The sequence below is a fragment of the Cupriavidus sp. 05L310 genome, assembly GCF_056398185.1.
This window is the reverse complement of the sequence record NZ_JBFTOX010000026.1, coordinates 1-18,430: the sequence shown is the minus strand read 5'-3', so window position 1 is coordinate 18,430 and position 18,430 is coordinate 1. Positions and strand designations below refer to the sequence as shown.

Here is an 18,430-nt window from a genome sequence, read left to right as displayed (position 1 = left end):
TCAGCTTGTCAGTTCCAGTTCACGGCTCTTGGTCATCAGGCAAGCCGCTACGATGTCGTCTTTCATATCGATGGCAAGCTTGCCATCCTTGTCGGTGATCAGCTTGAGGAAGTCCAGCACGTTGCGCGCGTAGAGCGCGGAGGCGTCCGCCGCAACCATGCCGGCCAGGTTGGTGTGGCCGATCAGCGTGACGCCATGGCGCTCCACCACTTCGTCGGCCACCGTCAGCGGGCAGTTGCCGCCCTGCGCCGCGGCCAGGTCGACCACCACCGAGCCCGGCTTCATCGCCTTCACGGTCTCCTCCTTGAGCAGCACCGGCGCCTGGCGGCCCGGGATCAGCGCGGTAGTGATGACGATGTCGGCGGCCTTGGCGCGCTCGTGCACCAGTTCGGCCTGGCGCCGCATCCAGTCGGGTGGCATGGGGCGGGCATAGCCGCCCACGCCCTGCGCGATCTCGCGCTCTTCGTCGGTGACGAAGGGCACATCGAGGAATTTGCCACCCAGCGATTCGATCTGTTCCTTGACGGCGGGGCGCACGTCGGATGCTTCGATCACCGCGCCCAGCCGCTTGGCGGTGGCGATGGCCTGCAGGCCGGCCACGCCGGCGCCGAGGACCAGCACGCGCGCCGCCTTGACGGTGCCGGCGGCGGTCATCAGCATCGGCATGAAGCGCTGGTAGTGGTGGGCGGCGACCAGCACGGCCTTGTAGCCTGCGATATTGGCCTGGGAGGAGAGCACGTCCATGCTCTGCGCGCGGGTGGTGCGCGGCGCCGCCTCGAGCGCGAAGCCGATAATGCCGGCGGCAGACATGCGGGCTTTGTTTTCCGCATCGAAAGGGTTGAGCATGCCGACCAGCACAGCGCCTTCGTTCATCCGGTCCAGTTCGGCCGGGGTCGGGGCGCGGACCTTGAGCACCAACTGCGCGCCCAAGGCGTCGGCGGCGCTGCCGATGCGGGCACCGGCCGCCTCGTAGGCAGCGTCGGGCTGGCTGGCGCGCAATCCCGCACCGGCTTGCACGATAACCTGGTGGCCCTGTGCTACATATTTCTTGACTGTCTCCGGGGTGGCGGCAACGCGTGCTTCGCCTGCCCGCACTTCTGTCGGGATACCCATCTGCATTGTGTATTCTCCTATGCTCTTGTCTTGCCGTCGCGCGGCCTCGTGACCGGACTGCCGGGCGCCTTCAGTTCAAGAAGCGCTTCCCCACGCAGAGCCCTGGCGGATCATGGAGAACCCGCGTGGCTCGCGTGAAGCCGTTGCTAGCATCTGGGGACAGGGTCTCGATCCGGACTTGCTGGAAAGAAACCGCCGACAGCATGGGCACCGGCGGCGAATGCACCGCCGCCGGGCCCGCTGCTTGTCAACAGGTCAACAGGTCAAACGGTCAACAGGGGACTTCGCCTTCGAGCGTCACCCGGTTCAGGATGCGCTCGGCCTCGCCGTAGTCGTGTACGGCGTAGTGCATGGTGCACCGGTTGTCCCACATCACGACATCGCCTTCCTGCCACATATGGCGGTAGACGTTATCGGGGCTGGTCGAGTGTTCGTAGAGAAAGTCGAGCAAAGGCCGGCTTTCGGCGGGCGTCATGCCCTCGATGGAGTGAGCCGTATCGGGATGCCCCACATAGAGCGCCTTGCGGCGTGTCTCCGGATGGGTGCGAACCAGCGGGTGGACCGCCGAGGGCACCGCATCCGATCCCGTCATCCTGGCGAGCCGCAGTCCCGTGAAACGCACGCGCAGGCCTTCGAGCATGCGTTGCATTGCGGGCGAAAGACGCTCATAGGCCAGATATTGATTGCACCACATCGTGTCTCCGCCGCGCGGGACCACCACCGCGGAAAGAATGGAGATCTTGGGCGGCACCTCGGTATAGATGGAGTCGGAGTGCCAGGCCTCGGTGGATGCCGTCTCCTTGGGAATCTTGGTGACCTGGGCGAGCTCCGGGAAGTCCGAGAGGCCTTTCAGCAGCGGGTTACCCTGCACGGGCTTGCCCCAGCGCCGGGCGAAGGCAATCTGCGCCGCGGGCTGAAGGTTTTGGCCGCGGTAGACCAGCACGCCGTATTCAAGGAACCCCCGATGCAGCACTTCGAAGGCCGCATCGCTCACCGGTTCGTTCAGATTGACGCCTTCCACCGACGCGCCAACCGAGCCGGTGAGCGGTGTGATCTGGATACTCATGGATGTCTCCTGTTCGTTTCTCGAATCTGTATGGGAATTCTGGAAGACTGGATTACTCGACGACAAGAACGATCTTGCCGACGTGCTGGTCTTGCTGCATATAGGCGTGCGCTTCGCCAATGGCAGTCATCGGGAAGGTACGGTCGATCGGCAGGCGGATCCGCCCAGCCGCCAGGAAGGGCAGCATGTCGCGCGCACAGGCCTGGATGCATTCCAGGCGTTCCTGCTCGGAGCGGGTACGGAATGTCACGCCAACCAGCGTGAGGCGCTTGAGCCAGAGCAGGCTCAGGTCGATCTGGGCCGTGTTCGAACCCAAGCGGGCAATATTGACCAGCCGTCCCTTGACCGCGAGGCTCTTCATGTTGTCTTCGAAGACCGGGCCGCCCACGGTGTCGATTATGAGATCCACCCCGCGATTGTCGGTGGCCGCCATGACGGCGTCGACCTGGGATTCGCTCGATGAATTGATGCCCACATCGACACCGAACTGGCTCAGGCGATCGAGCTTGGCGGCCGACCGCGATGTGGCGATCACCGGCTTGGCGCCCATCAGCGAAGCGATCTGGATCGCGGCCATGGCCACGCCGCCGGACGCGCCATTGATCAGTACTGCCTGGCCGGCGCGCAACTGGCCATTGGTCACCACGGCGTCGTGGGCCGTGATGAAGACATTGGGGAACGCCGCGGCATCGATCCAGGAAAGACCATCGGGCACGGCCATCAGCGCCAGTGGATCGGCAATCACATACTCGGCCTGGCACGCACGGCCGTGGCCCATGACCCGATCCCCCTCGCGCCACCCGTGCACGCCTTCGCCGACCGCTTCCACCTCGCCCGCAAACTCGACGCCCGCGGTGATCGTGTTGCCCGTGCGCAATTCGCGGGCCTGGTTGATTTCGCCCCGGTTCAGACCGGCGGCACGCACCCTGACCAGAACCTGGCCGGCGCCAGCAACCGGAGCCGGGATGTCCTGTATTTCCACTTTGCCGCCAGTAGGGCTCGGTATGACTCGTACTGCTTTCACTGCGGTCTCCTTTTCATATGGTGCTGCAGTAGATTGATCACTCGCTGGCGCGGGCCTTCGCGCGGATCAGCGCCAGCAATTCAAGGGCGCGCTCGGCGGCGCGCTCGCCGCCCGCCAGGTTGCCGCGGACAAAGGGCGGCCGGATATCCTCGATTTCGGCCAGCATCTGCATCAACTCGCCGTCCGCGATGCTGAGCCGTCGGAACTCGTTGATGGTCAGCAGGTAAGTGTGAAAGACGTCGCTATCCGGCTGGTTCGCACGCAGGCGATGCAGCGCGGCGTTCAACCAGTGCGTGCCCGCCAGCATGGCGGCCTCGATCTTGATCTCGTAGTCGGCTGGGCCGCACTTCTGCAGCGAGCGCTCGATCCGGCGCGCGATGGCGATGTGGGCTTCAACGTGCATCTTTTTCTCCTTGCATCCGGCAGGCCAGCAGCCGCAGGCAACGGGCAAGGGCTGCATCGCATTCCCCGGCAATGGCCGCCGTGGGCGCCACCCCCTCGCGCAGGCAGGGATCCCGATGGCGTTCGACGATCTCCATCTCATGCATCATCGCCGCCACATCCTCCGGGACCGGTGCATCGATCTTCGGCCTGCCCACGTGCAGCACATCGCCGAGCGGGCCGAATGCCGCACGCAGCGAGCCGTCCGGCTGTGGCACCAGGTAGGCGCCTGGCTGCGTCGGGAACACGTCGTCGTCCAGCGTGACGGCGGCATGATGGAGTGCTGCATTGACGGCGTGCGTGCCAGCCGTCATCCCGGTCCAGAACCACAGCTCGAAGTCCTGTAGGGGATCGAGGCGTTCGCGCAATGCTTCGAGTTTCGCAATCTTCTCCATGTGGGAAGCCACCTTCATGCCTTGTCTCCTGAATTGGCGGGCACTGCTGTGCCGCCCTTGTTGTGAAGATAGGCACAGCGCGCCTTGCTGTCAAGAACTTCTATATAGGACTTTGACTTTTGGACTAGTGGATTCCCCCAGTAAGCCTTGACATGCTGGCTTTCCGTTAACTACAGTACATCAAACACCTATATAGGAATCCAGAAAATGCCACGTGCCATCGTACTCAACCAGGCGGACAACGTCGCCACGCTGCTCGATGCCGGCCGTGCCGGCGAGCCCTGCACCTTGCAAGGAGAGGTATCGGGCCAGATGACCCTGCTCCAGGATGTGCCGTTCGGCCATAAGGTCTGTATCGCGGATACCCCGCAGAGCGCCAATGTCCTGAAGTACGGCCAGGTCATCGGGCGGGCCAGCCGGAACCTGAAGGCTGGTGAACACATGCACGTGCACAACATCGAGTCGACCCGCGCCCGCGGCGATCTGGAAAAGAGGTAAGAAAATGGCAATGACATTCCTTGGCTACCGCCGCGAGAACGACGCAGTTGGCGTACGCAACTGGGTAGCGGTGATTTCCGTGATGGACAACTGCAACCCGGTCACGCGCACCATTGCGCAAACCGTCAGCGGCTGCATTCCCGTCACCACCTTGTTCGTGCGTGGGCAGTTCGGCGCGGACCTGGATTTCGCTTATGAGTCGCTGGCAGGACTGGGACGCAATCCCAATGTCGCCGCAGTCCTGCTGGTGGGACTTGAAGATTCGTCGACGGAGGAGGTGGCGCGCCGTATCCGGACTACGGGGAAACCCGTGGAAACGGTGCATCTGCAACCGAATGGCACGATCGACTGCATTGCCGCCGGCACCCGCAAGGCCTTGAAGCTCTCGCTTGCGGCCTCGCGTGCCAGGCGCGAACCCTGCCCGGTTTCGGCCCTGGTACTGGGCGTCGAGTGCGGCGGTTCGGATACCACCTCCGGCCTGAGCTGCAATCCGACGATCGGCCGTCTGGCCGACCGTGTGATCGAAGCAGGCGGCACCATCATTATTTCCGAGACGTCCGAGTTCATCGGCGCGGAGCACCTCTTCGCGGAACGCGCCGTCGACGATTCGGTGAGGGATGCCTTCGTCAAGGCGGTCCGCGGCATGGAGAACCTCGCGATCGAGCGCGGCGTCGACATGCGCGAATCCCAGCCCTCGCCCGACAACAAGCGCGGCGGGCTGACCACGGTTGAGGAGAAGGCGCTGGGCGCGATGGCCAAGGCCGGGTCGAGCCCACTGGTCGGCGTGCTGCGCTACGGCGAGGCCCCGGTAAAAAAAGGCCTGCATTTCATGGACGCTCCGGCGGCGGCAGTGGAAAATCTCAGTGCACTTGCCGCCGGCGGTTGCCAGCTCACCTTCTTTGGTACGGGGGTCGGCAATCCGATCGGCAGCATGGTCGCGCCGACGGTCAAGGTTTGCGGCAACGTCAATACGCTGGAAACCATGGCCGATAACATTGATTTCGACGCAAGCGGGATCCTCGAGAAGGGACAGAAGATCTCGGATGTGGGCGATCGGCTGTATGCCTACGCCATGGATGTGGCGTCCGGCACCCGTCTCAGCAGCGAGATACTCGACATCAGGGAAACCGCAATCAGTCGATTTGCACTTAGCCTCTGAGTCAACATGACAAAGCTGATCAGCGTCTCCGACGCCATTATCCGTTCCATTGAATCCGGCGCGCTGCGCGAGGGCGACAGGTTGCCTTCCGAGGGCGAGCTTGCCACGGCGCACGGCGTCAGCGTGGGCACCATCCAGAAGGCGCTGGCGCGCCTTTCGAACTCCGGACTGATCACCCGCGAGCAGGGCCGCGGCACCTTCGTCTCGGGCGCCAGGGTCGCGCCTGCCGATGTGCGCTACCTGCGCTTTCGCGATGCCGAGGGAAACGAGCTGCCTTCCTACGTCCATGCGCGCTCGGTCAAGCGGCTCAAGCGCAAAGGGCCGTGGTCGGAGTTTCTCGATGGCGAAGCCTTCGTTCGCATTGAACGCATCATCAATGTGGGCGGGCGCTTCGACCTGTACAGCGAGTTCTGGCTGCGCGAGGAGGAATTCGCGCAACTGGGCGGCGTTGAACGCGACGAACTCGAAAAGAATCTGCGGGAACTGCTCGGGCAGCGCCTGGCGCTACCGACGCTGCGCGTGGACCAGTGGGTGCGATTCGACGAAATCCCGTCGGTAGCGGCCCGCGAGCTTGGCCTCGAAGCCGGGCAGCCGGGCTTCGTCATGGAACTGCGTGGCTATACGCTGCGTGACCGCCCCCTGTATTACCAGACGGTCTATGCCGGCCCGTTTTCAGAGCGCCTCATGGTGGTGCGGGAGAAGGCCTCATGAGCACGCATTGGAACGTTCAGGCGCTGGAGCAATGGACGACCCGGGTATTCGAAGGCTGCGGCGTGCCGCCGGAGCAAGCGGCCGAAGCCGCCGCGATCCTGGTACGCAGCGAGTTGCGGGGCTACAAGACGCACGGCATGACCCGCCTGGCGTCTTATGTGGAGCGGCTGCGGGCGAACGAGTTCAATCCCGGGCCGGTGATGGCATACCGATCCTTCCCCGGCGGCATCGTGCTGCAGGCCGATGGCGCCATGGGGCAGATCGCCGGTCCTTATGCGGTGCGCCTGGGACTGGAAGCCCTGGAGACCAGCGCTTCCGTACTGATCGTGCTGCAATCGTGCGGCCATCTGGGGGCGCTCGGCATCCACGCCCTGCTGGCGGCGGAGGCCGGAGCCTTCTCCATGATCGGGCAACGCACGCCGCCGGCGCTCGCGATGGAGGGATTCCCGCGCGCGGCGATCGGGCACAACCCGATTGCGTTCGGTTGCCCGCTGCCGGGGCAAGCGCCGATCGTATTCGATGTGGCGTGCAGCGTGGCCGCGCGCGGCCATATCCTGCTCGCGGCGCGTGAGGGAAAGCCGATCCCGGAAGGGTGGGCGCTGGATGCGGACGGCCGGCCCACCACCGATGCAAAGCGCGCGCTGGGCGGGTCACTGCTGCCCATGGGCGGGCACAAGGGCATCGGCATTGCCATGATGGTGGAGTGCCTCGCCGGTGCCCTGGCGGCCACCGCGGCGCCTCACGCACCGGCGCCGGGCAATAGTCCGCATGGCCGTGCCGCCGCCATGCAGGACGGATTCCTGTGGATGGTAAAGCCGGAATCCTTCGCCGGGCAGGCGCCCTTTGGCGACTATATGAAGCAGTGGACCGACACCTACCTTTGCGCGGGCGGCGACGACGCGCGGCTGCCTGGCAATCGTGGCGATGCCCTGGAGCGCGAGGCACGCGAGCATGGTATTGCGCTGCCCGCCGCGATCGCGCAGGAGTTAGGCGCGCTTGGCGAACGGCTCGGCGTGCGGTTTCCGACATCAGCATCAGCATAAGCACAGAAGCGCCAGACTTACCGGGTCCTTGCGAGCCCGGCGGGCGCTGGCCGCCCTCCCCACAACATAATTGGCGAGTACCAGTCCTATGAATGCTCCTCTCTCAGACGCCTCACGCAAGGCCATGGAAATCGTCACGCTCGACGACAAGTACGCACTGGACACGGGGCGCGCTTTCATGAGCGGCGTCCAGGCACTGGTGCGCCTGCCGCTGCTGCAGCGCAAGCGCGATACCCTGGCCGGCCACAATACCGCCGCATTCATTTCCGGCTACCGGGGCTCTCCGCTTGGCGGATATGACCAGGCGTTGTGGCAGGCCAAGAAGCACCTCGCGGACAATCATGTCGTCTTCAAGCCCGGCGTCAACGAGGAACTCGGCGTAACCGCGGTGTGGGGCTCGCAGCAACTCGAGTTCGATGCCGAGAGCAAGAAGTACGACGGCGTCTTTGGCATCTGGTACGGCAAGGGCCCGGGGGTGGACCGCAGCGGCGACGCGCTCAAGCACGCCAATCTGGCGGGCACGGCGCCGCTGGGTGGTGTGATCGCACTGGCCGGGGACGACCATGTGTCCAAGAGCAGCACGCTCGCGCACCAGAGCGACCATACGTTCATCGCTTGCGGGCTGCCGGTGTTCTTTCCCGCCAGCGTGCAGGACATTCTGGACCTGGGCGTGCATGCCTTCGCCATGAGCCGCTTCAGTGGCTTGTGGGCCGGCATGAAGACCGTGCAGGAGGTGGTGGAGGCGGGCGCATCGGTGGTGACCGATGCCGACCGGGTGCGCATCCTGCTGCCCGAGGACTTTGCCAGGCCGGAGGGCGGCTTGCATATCCGCTGGCCCGACGATCCGCTGGCGGCGGAAGCGCGGATGATGGAGATCAAGTGGCCGGCGGCGCTTGCCTATATCCGCGCCAACCGGCTTAACCGCAATGTGATTGAAGGGCCGAACGACCGTCTCGGCATCATTGCCAGCGGCAAGGCCTACAGCGATACCCGGCAGGCGCTGGCCGACCTTGGCCTGGACGATGCCTTGTGCCGCGCCATCGGCGTGCGGCTCCATAAGGTGGGCGTGGTGTGGCCGCTCGAGCCGGCGGGCGTGCGCGAGTTCGCGCACGGCCTGCGCGAAATCCTCGTGGTCGAGGAGAAGCGCCCGATCATCGAGCAGCAGTTGAAGGATGAGCTGTACCACTATCGCGCCGACGCGCGGCCTGCCGTGATCGGCAAGTACGAACCGGCCGACGGTGAAGGCGCCGGCGGTGAATGGAGTCACCGCAAGCCGGCGGAAAACTGGCTGCTGCGCGCCAAGGCCGACCTGACCCCCGCGCTGATCGCCAAGGCCATCGCGGGCCGGTTGAAGAAGCTGGGCGTGCCCCCGGATATCGCCGCGCGGATGGACGTGCGCCTGGCGCAAATCGAGGCCAAGGATCGCCAGTTCCCCCAGGGCGACAGCCGCGGCACCGACCGTCTCCCGTGGTTCTGCCCCGGTTGCCCGCATAACACCAGCACGCGCGTGCCGGAAGGATCGATCGCCATGGCCGGGATCGGATGCCACGGCATGGTGGTCTGGATGGACCGTTCGACCACGTCGTGGACGCAGATGGGCGGCGAGGGCGTGCCCTGGATGGGGCAGGCGCCGTTCAGCAAGCGCGCGCACATGTTCGCCAATCTTGGCGACGGCACGTACAACCACTCCGGATCGCTGGCGGTGCGGCAATCGATCAATGCCGGCGTCAATATCACCTACAAGATCCTCTACAACAGCGCCGTTGCCATGACGGGCGGGCAACCGGTCGACGGGCAACTGGACGTGCCGGGCATGACGCGCGAACTGGCGTCGGAGGGAGCGAAGCGCATTGTCGTGGTGACCGACGAGCCGCAGAAATATGCCGTCGTCAAGGACCTGGCGCCGGGCGTCACCATACGCCACCGCGATGAGCTCGATGCCGTGCAGCGCGAGTTGCGGGTGGTCGAGGGTGCCACCGTGATCATCTACGACCAGGCGTGCGCCACCAAGAAGCGGCGGGAACGCAAGCGCGGCACGATGGTCGATCCGGACAAGCGGGTCATCATCAATGAGCTGGTTTGCGAAGGCTGCGGGGATTGTTCGGTCGAGAGCAACTGCGTAGCGGTACAGCCGCTCGAAACCGAGTTCGGCCGCAAGCGGGAGATCAACCAGAACACCTGCAACAAGGACTTTTCCTGCGTCAAGGGTTTCTGCCCGAGTTTCGTCACGGTGGAGGGCGGCAAGCTCAAGAAGCCGGAAGCGGCGCGCAAGGCGAAGCTCTCCGATATGCCGGTACTGCCCGAGCCGAAGCTGCCGGATGCCGCCAAGGCCCAGCGCATCGTGGTGGCGGGCGTCGGCGGGACGGGGATCGTCACCATCGGCCAGGTACTCGGCATGGCGGCCCACCTGGAAGGCAAGAGCGTGATCACGCAGGATGCCACCGGCATGGCGCAGATGGGTGGCGCGACCTGGAGCCACATCCAGATTGCCGACGGGCCCGACGCCCTGCACGCAACGCGCGTCGATGTCGCCATGGCTGACCTGGTGATCGCCTCCGATACGGTGGTCGGCGCCAGCAAGGCAACGCTGGCGACCCTGTCGCAGGGCCGCACCTTTGTCGTGCTCAACAGCCACGTGACGCCGACTTCGGCCTTTGTCCGCGATCCGGACTGGCAGTCTCACAGCGACCAGGCCATTGCGGCGATCGCGCAAGGCGTCGAGGCAGGCCATTTCGGCATCTTCGATGCCGAGCAAGTGGCGACGCAATTGCTCGGCCAGTCGATCTACTCCAACCTGATGCTGCTCGGCTACGCCTGGCAGAAGGGCAGGGTGCCGCTGTCGCGTGAAGCGCTGATGCGCGCGATCGAACTCAACGCCGTGCAGGTCGACAACAACAAGGCGGCCTTTGAGTGGGGCCGGCACTGCGCGCACGATCTGGCCAAGGTGCCGGTGCGATCCGCCGATGCCCAGGTGGTTCAGTTCGTCAGGAAGCCATCGCTCGGCGATTTCATCGACAAGCGCGCCGAGTTCCTCGTCAGCTACCAGAACCGCGCCTATGCCGCGCAGTATGAAGATTTTGTCGCCAGGGTGCAGGCGGTGGAGTCGCGCCTCGGCAGCAGCAAGGTCACCGAAGCGGTCGCACGCTACCTGTTCAAGCTGATGGCCTACAAGGATGAGTACGAGGTGGCGCGGCTGCATACCGACCCGGCCTTCATCGGGAAGGTTGCCGCGATGTTCGAAGGCGACTTCAAGCTGGTCCACCATCTCGCACCGCCGATGATGGCCAGGAAGAACGAGAAGGGCGAACTCGTCAAGCGGCCATTTGGTTCGTGGATGCGCACTGCGTTCCGCGTGATGGCCCAGATGAAAGGCCTGCGGGGTACCCCGTTCGACGCCTTCGGCTACACCGGGGAACGCAAGGTGGAGCGAGCACTGATTGGCGAGTACCGCAAGAGCATCGAAGCGCTTCTGCCGACGCTGTCGCAACAGAATCTCGATCTGGCACTGGAAATCGCACGCCTTCCGGAAGACATCCGCGGCTATGGCCATGTCAAGGCACGCAATCTCGTGGCTGTGCGGGCCAGATGGGAGCGCCTGATGGCGCAGTGGCATGACGCGCAGGGCGCCCCGAGCGAAGCCGGGCCGAAGCGCAAGGCCAATGCCTGAGCTAAAGGCAGCGTGCCCATAGGCAGATTTGTGTGTAGAGCATCATCAAAACACTATAAAGACTGGAGACCGTGATGAACTTCGTACTGCGCCGTGCAGGCCTGCTTCTGTCCGCCATAGCACTGGCTGCTACTGTCCCCGGCGCGTGGGCGCAGGGTGGGTACCCAAACAAGCCGATTCGCATCATCGTACCGTGGCCCGCTGGCGGCGGCGTCGACTCCGTCACCCGTACGGTTGCGGAAAAGCTCTCCATCAGCCTTGGCCAGCAGGTCCTGGTGGACAACCGGCCCGGCGCCACCGGCAATATCGGCGCGGGCATGGGCGCAAAGGCGGCGCCGGATGGCTATACGCTGCTGGTGGCAAGCGCGCCGATGACGATCAACCCGAGCCTCTACAGCAACCTGCCCTTCGACACGAGCAAGGATTTTGCACCGCTCAGCCTGCTGGCCAGTTCACCCTATGTGCTGGTGGTGAATCCGGCGGTGGCGAAATCGGTGACGGAACTGGTGGCCCGCGCCAGGTCGGAGCCGGGGCGGATGAGCTATGCATCGCCAGGGCCGGGGACGCAACAGCACCTGATCGGAGAGTCATTCAAGGAAGCCGCCCACATCAAGGTCATCCACGCCCCTTACAAGGGGGGGCCGCAGGCGCTGACCGACATGGTAGGCGGCCATATCCAGATGATGTTTCACGGCCTTCCCGCGGTGTTGCCGTTCATGAAATCCGGCCAGCTCAGAGCCATCGCGGTCGCCAGCAAGCAGCGCCTGGCCTTGCTGCCGGATGTGCCGACCATGGCGGAAGCGGGGTTTCCCGGTATCGAGGCGAGCGAATGGTATGGCCTGGTGGCGCCTGCCGGGACGCCGAAGGAGATCGTGGTTCGTCTCAGCACGGAGATCGGGAAAGCCCTGAACATGCCAAGTGTCCGCGATCAGTTGATCGGCAGAGGCTATGAACCGGCCAGCAACACCCCCGAGCAGTTCAGCACGTTTATCGCTGCCGAGCAGAAGAAGTGGGCCATCGTGGTCAAGCAATCCGGGGTGCGCCTGGATTAGCGGATACCTGTGCGGAAGCGCAGAGCCATTGCCTTCGGGGTTGCTACCTCATGGAAACAACATACAGGGAATCCATATGAGATTCGTACGGCGTCTCGCGCAGCGCGCTCTGTGCGTCATCACGCTTGCGGCAAGCCTGTCCCCGGCCTGGGCGCAGGACGGCTTTCCCAGCCGTCCGATCCGGATGATCGTACCCTGGCCGGCCGGAGGCAGTGTCGATGTCGCCACGCGGATTGTTGCGGAGAAACTGACACTCAGCCTCGGGCAGCAGGTCATAGTCGACAACCGGCCCGGGGCAGGCGGGAATATTGGCGCGGCGGCCGGCGCCAAGGCCGCGCCCGATGGCTATACGCTGCTGGTGGCGACCACCCCGATGCTCATCAACCAGAGCCTCTATGGCGGCCTGCCTTTTGACACGGTCAAGAGCTTCGCGCCGGTGAGCTTGCTGGTCACGCTGAACTATGTGCTGGTGGTGAACCCGGCCGTGGCCAGCTCGGTCAAGGAGCTGGTCGTGCAAGCCAAGGCCCGCCCGGGGCAGATCAGCTACGCGTCGTCCGGGCCCGGAACCCAGCTGCACCTGCTCGGCGAAGCATTCAGGCAGCAGGCTGGCATCGATATCGTGCACGTGCCTTACAAGGGTGCGCCGCCGGCGCTGACGGACATGATCGGCGGCCATATCCAGATGATGTTCCCTGGCCTCCCGGTGGTCCAGCCACTGCTCAAGTCCGGGCAACTCAAGGCACTCGCGGTGGTCGGCAAACGGCGTCTGGCGCTGCTGCCGGACGTGCCGACCATGGCGGAAGCGGGATTCCCGGGCGTCGATTCAACCGAATGGTATGGCGTGGTCGCGCCAGCCGGGACACCGAAGAACATCGTGGCGCGGCTCAATGGCGAGATTGTGAAAGCCCTGAATATGCCGGATGTGCATGCGCGCCTCGCCAACAAGGGTTTTGAACCCGCCGGCGGCACGGCCGAGCAGTTCTCCGCGCTGATCGGGGCGGAGCAGGTGAGTTGGGCAAGCCTGGTCAGGCAACTGAATCTTCGACTCTGAGATTGCCATCCGCTCAGCAACGACTACCGACGGCGAGCCATGTACTCGCTGATCCACCGCCGCAAGGCAGGAGACACCAATGCCCTCTGATCCAACCGCGATGGGAGCCACATCCCGATGCGCCACGCCTAACGCGACGGCACCCAAGCCGCTATCCAAGGTTTCGGCCGTTTCGGCCATTACCATTGGCGGCGCCCTGGAATTGTATGACTCGGGTGTCTACAACTTCTTCGCCCTGCTGATCGTTCCCCTGTATTTTCCCGTCGGCAATCCGCTCGGCCAGCTGCTGCTGTCCTTCGGCACGTTCGGGGCCGGTTACCTGATGCGGCCACTGGGCGGACTGGTGATCGGTGCGTATGCCGACCGCGTCGGCCGCAAGCCGGCAGTGGTGCTCTCGATGTGGCTGATGGCCTTCAGCGCGCTGATTCTGGTGCTGACGCCGCCCTATGCCCAACTCGGCGTCCTTGCCCCCGTGCTGATGATCCTCGCCCGCCTGATCCAGGGCTTCGCCATTGGCGGCGAGATGGGCTCCGCCAGCGCGATGCTGCTCGAGTATGCGGATGAGCGCTCGCGCGGCTTCTACACTAGCTGGCAGGCATCCAGCCAGGGCGTTGCCGCTGTGTTCGCTGCCTTGGTCGCACTGGTGCTGAGTAATGCGCTGCCGCCTTCCGCGCTTGAGTCGTGGGGGTGGCGCGTCGCCTTCCTGATTGGCATTCTGGTGATTCCGATCGGTCAGGTCATCCGGCGCCGCCTGGAGGAGACGCTGGTGCCGGAGCCGAAGAAGGCGTCGAAGAAGGGCGCCGGCCGCCAGCTGATGAGGGCGCATTGGCGCGAATTGGTGGCGAGCGTCCTGCTGATGATCGGCCTCGCGGCCTCGATCCACGTCATCGCCTTCTACCTGGCCAACTACGCGACCTTCCAGCTGCACATCTCGCGCGGCGATGCCATCTGGGCAGGCTTCGTCGCCTCCCTGGTGCTGGCGGTGTTCGCACCGCTGTCCGGCTGGCTCTGCGATCGCGTCGGGCGCCGGAAAGTCGTGTGGTGGTCCCGGGTGGCGCTGCTCGTCATGATCTATCCGGCCTTCTCGCTCCTTAACCGCATTCCATCCCTGACCTGCCTGCTGATCGTGGTAGGGCTGCTGGCCGTACCGATGGCGATGACGTCTCCTGCCACGATGGTGCTGGTCAGCGAGGTGCTGCCGCAGCGGCTGCGCGCAACCGGCATGTCGGTGACCTATTACGTGGCGATCGCGCTGTTCGGCGGCTTCGCGCAGTTGTTCTCGACCATGCTGATGCAGGTCACGGGCAACCCCAACGCGCCGGCTCTCTATGTCATTGGCTGCGGGGTTGTCTCGCTGATCGGACTCGCGATGGTGCCCGAAACGCTGGGGCGGCGTTTGTCATGAAGACGCCAGATTGAGTCGATGGCGCGCGCCGGGACCGTGATCGCCACGAACATTTCATCGATATCGAGGGGGCGAATGAAGGTCCTGTCGTCTCGTGCCAGGCATCGAAAATGGAAACGAATGGGAATGCCGGTTCCACTTGCCGGGGATGCCGACGGGAAAGCCGCGGAACCGTATCGAAACCTGATGGCATTCGCAGCCAGGCATGAGGTGGCATATGGATGACCCTGCCCTTGTTCCGGATCTCATATACACTCCAGAGCGGCAATCTAGTGATGATCGCAGGGAGAGAGGGGCCTATATGCAGAATGCACTGGAGTTGTACGGGGCCCAAACCGGGAATTGCATCCGTGCCGCCATCGCGCTGGAAGAGGCTGGTATTGCCTATTCCGCAAGACCCGTCAACTTGGCAACTGGAGAGCACCAGGGGCAGGAGCTACGGTCGTTGAACCCCTTCGGCAAGGTTCCGGTTCTTGTCCAACGTGCCTCTGGCGCCGGGTTTGTCCTCGCGCAGTCCAACGCCATCATCTTGTTCGCGGCAGAGTCCTCTCCGACCACTCTGCTGCCGGCCGATCCAGTCGCGCGGGCCAAGGTGTACGAGCGGTTCTTCTATTTTTTGACCGACGTCATTGCGGTGAGCCATGGGGCATTCAAGCTCCAACAGATCGGAGCGTCCGACCAGGCGAAATCCATCAACGAACTCGCCGTATCCGCACTACTTGACGGCGGCCGGTTCCTGGCATTTTCCGCTTTTATGGCAGGCGAGTCGTTTTCGGTTGCCGACATCGCGGCATTCACCATTGCACGCGCATTTCACGACGCCATCGAATGGAGCGAGCATCCAGAACTTGCTCGCTGGTATCGGGAGGTTGCGCGTAGGCCTGCCGTGCTGAGGGGCCTGAAAGTGTTCGCGTAACGCGACATCCGTCTTTGATCGGAGCGCATCCCTTGCGCTGCCTAACCGTCCTCTCGATGATCCTGGTGTGGCTCCCGTTGGTATCGCGATATGCGTGCCTTTGGCGTCTGATTTGATCTGAGCTGTCACTGGCTATCGCTATTCGCCCGGTTCTTCCCTGGTCCCCATCGCGCACTTCGAGGAACCTCCGAACCCAAAAAAAATGCCGCCGAAGCGGCACAAAGAGCATGGGTGGGGCTGGATGCACGCGAGCTTCCCTGCGGGACTGCCCGCACCACTGCGCAAATATGGCCTTGTCACATACCGTTGAACTATCGTCAGAACTTGTGGCGAATACCTACGGCGACACCGAGCATGTTGCTTTGGCCGCTGGCAAGCGCGTAGCTATTGCCAAGGGAAAGGCTGTTAGCAAAGCCAATCATCGGGGAATCCAGTCCCAGACCCGCATTCTTTGAATATGCCGTGGTCAGGTAGACATCAGTCCGCTTGGAAAGCGTGTAGTCCGCGATAAAGGCAACTTGCCATGGGTTCGGCACCGACTTGTTGGCGAAGAAGCTCTTGACGTTGTCGTAGTCGTATTCGAGCGTCAGGCTAAGCGCCGACGTCACCTGGTAGTTGGCGCCGATCCAGTAGAAGTCGTCGCGCTCGATCAGGCTGCCATTCTGGTCCTTGTTCTGACCCCAGCGGTAGCCGCCCATGATCTTTGCCGGGCCGAACGCATAGCTTCCCGCGATTGTCGCCTTCTTGAAGCTGCCGCTGCCGAGGGCAGCCGCGGTCGCCGGGTTGGAAATGGTCGGGTTGAACTGGTCGTAGGCAACGGCCACACCGACAGGGCCGGCAATGTAGGTCAGCGCCGCGCCATAGGCGGTATCGCGGCGGAACTGGCCCGGCACTTCGCCGTTACCGCCGAGGAGCGGGCCGTTGGCTACCGTCGTCGGCAACGCCAGGCCGGTACCGAAGGACCAGTGCGCCAGTGCGGACACCGGACCGAACTGGCCGGAGTACTTGATGGTGTTGTCCTCGCGGAAGTTGGCGCCGGTCAGCATCACGATCGGTTCATACTGGGTGGCAAAGGCTGCCGGCACGAAGTTCGCGATGCTCTCGAACATCGAAGTGTACTGGCGGCCGAAGGTCACCTGGCCGAACTGCGTACTCTGCAGGCCTACGTATGCCTGGCGACCGAACAGGCGGCCGCTTTGCTGCGATGTGCCGGTATCCAGGTTAAAGCCGCTTTCCAGAACGAAAACGGATTTCACGCCATTGCCGAGATCCTCCGCACCGCGCAAGCCCCAACGCGAGCCGGACAGGCCCCCGGAGTTCGCGCGGTAGACGTTGTTGGACGGGCCCGCATTGAACTTGTTGGCAGCGGTGGGAACGGCGCCGACATGGTTGGCGAACTCAACGTTCATATCCGCCACGCCATACAGCGTCACGCTGCTCTGTGCGTGGGCGCTGCCGGCGCAGATTGCGCCCGAAGCAATGAGTGCAAGATTAAGCTTGCTCAGTTTCCTAGACGATTTCACTACCTGTCCTCCTCATATCCATGTTTACGTCTGTTATTGACGCCGTCATCATGCAAAGAATTGGGCGCCGTGCGCCCCCCAATGGCAGGGGGGCGGGATTCTCCGGATACCAAGAGATTTTCTGCGCATGGGTGCAAATGGACGACGGGGGTTCGGTAGCGGGTCAGGGCTTGTCAAAGGGAAGCAAAGGAAGCTGAAGGTGACGGGAAAGGCGGCCCGCGCGATGCGTATTGATAACGCAGGGCTGGTGGGGTCGGGGAGACGCTACCTGTGCGCGGTGCTTCCGGATCGAAGTGGCCCGCCCCGCACTGCCGCTGACAGCGCGAGGTCGAGATTCGTTTGGCGGCAAATCGCCGCTTTGTCAGGAACTGACCGGGAAGCGGGTAGGGAAGGGGGTGGCGGTGAAGTACGCGATCCTCGCGGCGGCAGGCCGCATGCCTGGCCACATGAACGTGCTACTGGCCGGGGCCGAGGTGGCTTGCGATCAGGTCTTCGAAATGGAAGGCACCAACAGCGAGTGCAGCCAGGCGTCGCGGTGCGTCCTGCCATGACCTGAGGGGGCGTTGGACTGTCAAGCCGTCCGCTGCTTGCCCTGGCCAATCAGTTCAGTCATTTCGGAGAGTTCCTGAATGAGCGGCTCGGCGCGCGGCCATTGGCCGTAGCCGGCGGCTGGGTTGAGGTGGCCGACGTTGCCGAGGTCGACCAGGCGGCTGCCCCAGGCGCTGGCCAGCGCGGCGACTTCCTCGAAACGGGCAAGCGGATCGTTGCGGCTGGCCGCGACGATGCTTGGGAAGCGCAAGGCCGCGCGCGGTGCTGGTGTCCAGCCGTTCAGGCGCAGCGCATCTTCGTCCGGATAGCCTTCAGGCAACGGATGATCGAAATCGGGCGGCGCGGCCAGCAGCGCGCCGCGCACGGCGCGCGCGGAACGGCGCGCCCAGTGCACCGTAATCATGACGCCGGCGCTGTGGGCCACCAGCAAGGCCGGCTCACGCAGGCTCGCCAGCGTGCGTTCCAGCGCAGCGACGCGCACGGCGCAGTCAAGCTTGTTGTGCTCCAGCGGAGGCACGATGCTGACCTGGCGCCCGTCGGCGCGCAACTTGTCGGCCAGCAAGGTTTGCCAGTGATCCGCGACATGGTCGCGCAGGCCGGGGACGATGACGATCGGGGGTAATTCAATGTGATGCATCTTGTTGTTTACTCAGCGGGTGAAGGAGGAGTCAGGCGCCGGCGCGCTCTGCCTCATTGCGCGCTTCGGCAAGCCGCAGGTCGCGCAGGTAGCGCGGCCTGGCGATGAAGAACACGGCGGCTGCGACCAGCGAGATCAGCGGAACCACCTGCAGGGCCCCGAGCAATCCGATCCTGTCGG

At 64.1% G+C, this 18,430-nt stretch carries 16 protein-coding genes and 1 pseudogene; 10 read left to right on the top strand and 7 right to left on the bottom strand.

The features are described from left to right. The 5 genes from AC1DS6_RS19420 to AC1DS6_RS19400 all read right to left on the bottom strand — a co-directional run bounded on the left by AC1DS6_RS19420 (position 1) and on the right by AC1DS6_RS19400 (position 4,057). Positions 1-1,119 carry a Re/Si-specific NAD(P)(+) transhydrogenase subunit alpha gene (locus tag AC1DS6_RS19420; protein WP_441626603.1) on the bottom strand — a complete coding sequence of 373 codons (1,119 nt, stop codon included), beginning with the start codon at positions 1,117-1,119 and terminating at the stop codon, positions 1-3. 265 nt (positions 1,120-1,384) lie between these two features. After that, entirely contained in the window at positions 1,385-2,179 is a 795-nt protein-coding gene (locus tag AC1DS6_RS19415; RefSeq protein WP_441626601.1) for a TauD/TfdA dioxygenase family protein, read from the bottom strand. A gap of 52 nt (positions 2,180-2,231) precedes the next feature. Continuing rightward, a complete protein-coding gene (locus tag AC1DS6_RS19410; protein WP_441626599.1) occupies positions 2,232-3,203 on the bottom strand; it encodes a zinc-binding dehydrogenase in 972 nt (323 codons plus the stop codon). A gap of 37 nt (positions 3,204-3,240) precedes the next feature. Further along, positions 3,241-3,606, bottom strand: coding sequence for a hypothetical protein (locus AC1DS6_RS19405; protein ID WP_441626597.1), 366 nt, complete (start codon positions 3,604-3,606; stop codon positions 3,241-3,243). After that, entirely contained in the window at positions 3,596-4,057 is a 462-nt protein-coding gene (locus tag AC1DS6_RS19400) for a hypothetical protein (protein ID WP_035867129.1), read from the bottom strand. The genes AC1DS6_RS19405 and AC1DS6_RS19400 overlap by 11 nt, the downstream gene beginning before the upstream one ends. Before the next feature lie 189 nt (positions 4,058-4,246). Here AC1DS6_RS19400 and AC1DS6_RS19395 point away from each other — a divergent pair, with 189 nt between their 5' ends. The 9 genes from AC1DS6_RS19395 to AC1DS6_RS19355 all read left to right on the top strand — a co-directional run bounded on the left by AC1DS6_RS19395 (position 4,247) and on the right by AC1DS6_RS19355 (position 15,541). Beyond that, positions 4,247-4,537: a UxaA family hydrolase gene (locus AC1DS6_RS19395; RefSeq protein ID WP_441626595.1), complete on the top strand. Its 291-nt coding sequence runs from the start codon at positions 4,247-4,249 to the stop codon at positions 4,535-4,537. Positions 4,538-4,541: 4 nt separating this feature from the next. Continuing rightward, entirely contained in the window at positions 4,542-5,696 is a 1,155-nt protein-coding gene (locus AC1DS6_RS19390) for a UxaA family hydrolase (protein ID WP_441626593.1), read from the top strand. A gap of 6 nt (positions 5,697-5,702) precedes the next feature. Continuing rightward, the gene (locus AC1DS6_RS19385; protein WP_441626591.1) at positions 5,703-6,407 is read left to right on the top strand and encodes a GntR family transcriptional regulator; all 705 of its coding nucleotides are present in this window, start codon (positions 5,703-5,705) and stop codon (positions 6,405-6,407) included. Beyond that, entirely contained in the window at positions 6,404-7,450 is a 1,047-nt protein-coding gene (locus AC1DS6_RS19380; protein ID WP_441626589.1) for an Ldh family oxidoreductase, read from the top strand. The genes AC1DS6_RS19385 and AC1DS6_RS19380 overlap by 4 nt, the downstream gene beginning before the upstream one ends. A gap of 88 nt (positions 7,451-7,538) precedes the next feature. Further along, a complete protein-coding gene (locus tag AC1DS6_RS19375) occupies positions 7,539-11,117 on the top strand; it encodes an indolepyruvate ferredoxin oxidoreductase family protein (RefSeq protein ID WP_441626587.1) in 3,579 nt (1,192 codons plus the stop codon). Between the two features lie 74 nt (positions 11,118-11,191). Continuing rightward, positions 11,192-12,169: a tripartite tricarboxylate transporter substrate binding protein gene (locus tag AC1DS6_RS19370; protein WP_477102936.1), complete on the top strand. Its 978-nt coding sequence runs from the start codon at positions 11,192-11,194 to the stop codon at positions 12,167-12,169. 76 nt (positions 12,170-12,245) lie between these two features. Next, on the top strand, positions 12,246-13,220 hold the full coding sequence (locus AC1DS6_RS19365) for a Bug family tripartite tricarboxylate transporter substrate binding protein (RefSeq protein WP_441626585.1): 975 nt from the start codon (positions 12,246-12,248) through the stop codon (positions 13,218-13,220). A gap of 79 nt (positions 13,221-13,299) precedes the next feature. Continuing rightward, on the top strand, positions 13,300-14,625 hold the full coding sequence (locus AC1DS6_RS19360; protein ID WP_441626583.1) for an MFS transporter: 1,326 nt from the start codon (positions 13,300-13,302) through the stop codon (positions 14,623-14,625). Between the two features lie 301 nt (positions 14,626-14,926). Next, entirely contained in the window at positions 14,927-15,541 is a 615-nt protein-coding gene (locus AC1DS6_RS19355; RefSeq protein ID WP_441626581.1) for a glutathione S-transferase family protein, read from the top strand. 317 nt (positions 15,542-15,858) lie between these two features. Here the strand turns inward: AC1DS6_RS19355 and AC1DS6_RS19350 are convergent, their stop codons facing one another. Further along, a complete protein-coding gene (locus AC1DS6_RS19350) occupies positions 15,859-17,064 on the bottom strand; it encodes a porin (protein ID WP_477102935.1) in 1,206 nt (401 codons plus the stop codon). Positions 17,065-17,426: 362 nt separating this feature from the next. Between AC1DS6_RS19350 and AC1DS6_RS19345 the strand changes: the two are divergent. Then, positions 17,427-17,594: pseudogene (locus AC1DS6_RS19345) on the top strand (NAD(P)(+) transhydrogenase (Re/Si-specific) subunit beta); the annotation flags it as partial. A gap of 41 nt (positions 17,595-17,635) precedes the next feature. Here AC1DS6_RS19345 and AC1DS6_RS19340 read toward each other — a convergent pair. Beyond that, a complete protein-coding gene (locus AC1DS6_RS19340; RefSeq protein ID WP_441637498.1) occupies positions 17,636-18,250 on the bottom strand; it encodes an RBBP9/YdeN family alpha/beta hydrolase in 615 nt (204 codons plus the stop codon). Positions 18,251-18,430: the final 180 nt, after the last annotated feature.

Bases quoted from the DNA above. Each gene is read 5' to 3' on its own strand.
- AC1DS6_RS19400 (WP_035867129.1), bottom strand. From the start codon at position 4,057: ATGAAGGTGGCTTCCCACATGGAGAAGATTGCGAAACTCGAAGCATTG.
- AC1DS6_RS19340 (WP_441637498.1), bottom strand. From the start codon at position 18,250: ATGCATCACATTGAATTACCCCCGATCGTCATCGTCCCCGGCCTGCGC.
- AC1DS6_RS19370 (WP_477102936.1), top strand. From the start codon at position 11,192: ATGAACTTCGTACTGCGCCGTGCAGGCCTGCTTCTGTCCGCCATAGCA.
- AC1DS6_RS19395 (WP_441626595.1), top strand. From the start codon at position 4,247: ATGCCACGTGCCATCGTACTCAACCAGGCGGACAACGTCGCCACGCTG.
- AC1DS6_RS19380 (WP_441626589.1), top strand. From the start codon at position 6,404: ATGAGCACGCATTGGAACGTTCAGGCGCTGGAGCAATGGACGACCCGG.
- AC1DS6_RS19355 (WP_441626581.1), top strand. From the start codon at position 14,927: ATGCAGAATGCACTGGAGTTGTACGGGGCCCAAACCGGGAATTGCATC.
- AC1DS6_RS19365 (WP_441626585.1), top strand. From the start codon at position 12,246: ATGAGATTCGTACGGCGTCTCGCGCAGCGCGCTCTGTGCGTCATCACG.
- AC1DS6_RS19405 (WP_441626597.1), bottom strand. From the start codon at position 3,606: ATGCACGTTGAAGCCCACATCGCCATCGCGCGCCGGATCGAGCGCTCG.
- AC1DS6_RS19420 (WP_441626603.1), bottom strand. From the start codon at position 1,119: ATGCAGATGGGTATCCCGACAGAAGTGCGGGCAGGCGAAGCACGCGTT.
- AC1DS6_RS19385 (WP_441626591.1), top strand. From the start codon at position 5,703: ATGACAAAGCTGATCAGCGTCTCCGACGCCATTATCCGTTCCATTGAA.
- AC1DS6_RS19415 (WP_441626601.1), bottom strand. From the start codon at position 2,179: ATGAGTATCCAGATCACACCGCTCACCGGCTCGGTTGGCGCGTCGGTG.
- AC1DS6_RS19375 (WP_441626587.1), top strand. From the start codon at position 7,539: ATGAATGCTCCTCTCTCAGACGCCTCACGCAAGGCCATGGAAATCGTC.
- AC1DS6_RS19390 (WP_441626593.1), top strand. From the start codon at position 4,542: ATGGCAATGACATTCCTTGGCTACCGCCGCGAGAACGACGCAGTTGGC.
- AC1DS6_RS19360 (WP_441626583.1), top strand. From the start codon at position 13,300: ATGCCCTCTGATCCAACCGCGATGGGAGCCACATCCCGATGCGCCACG.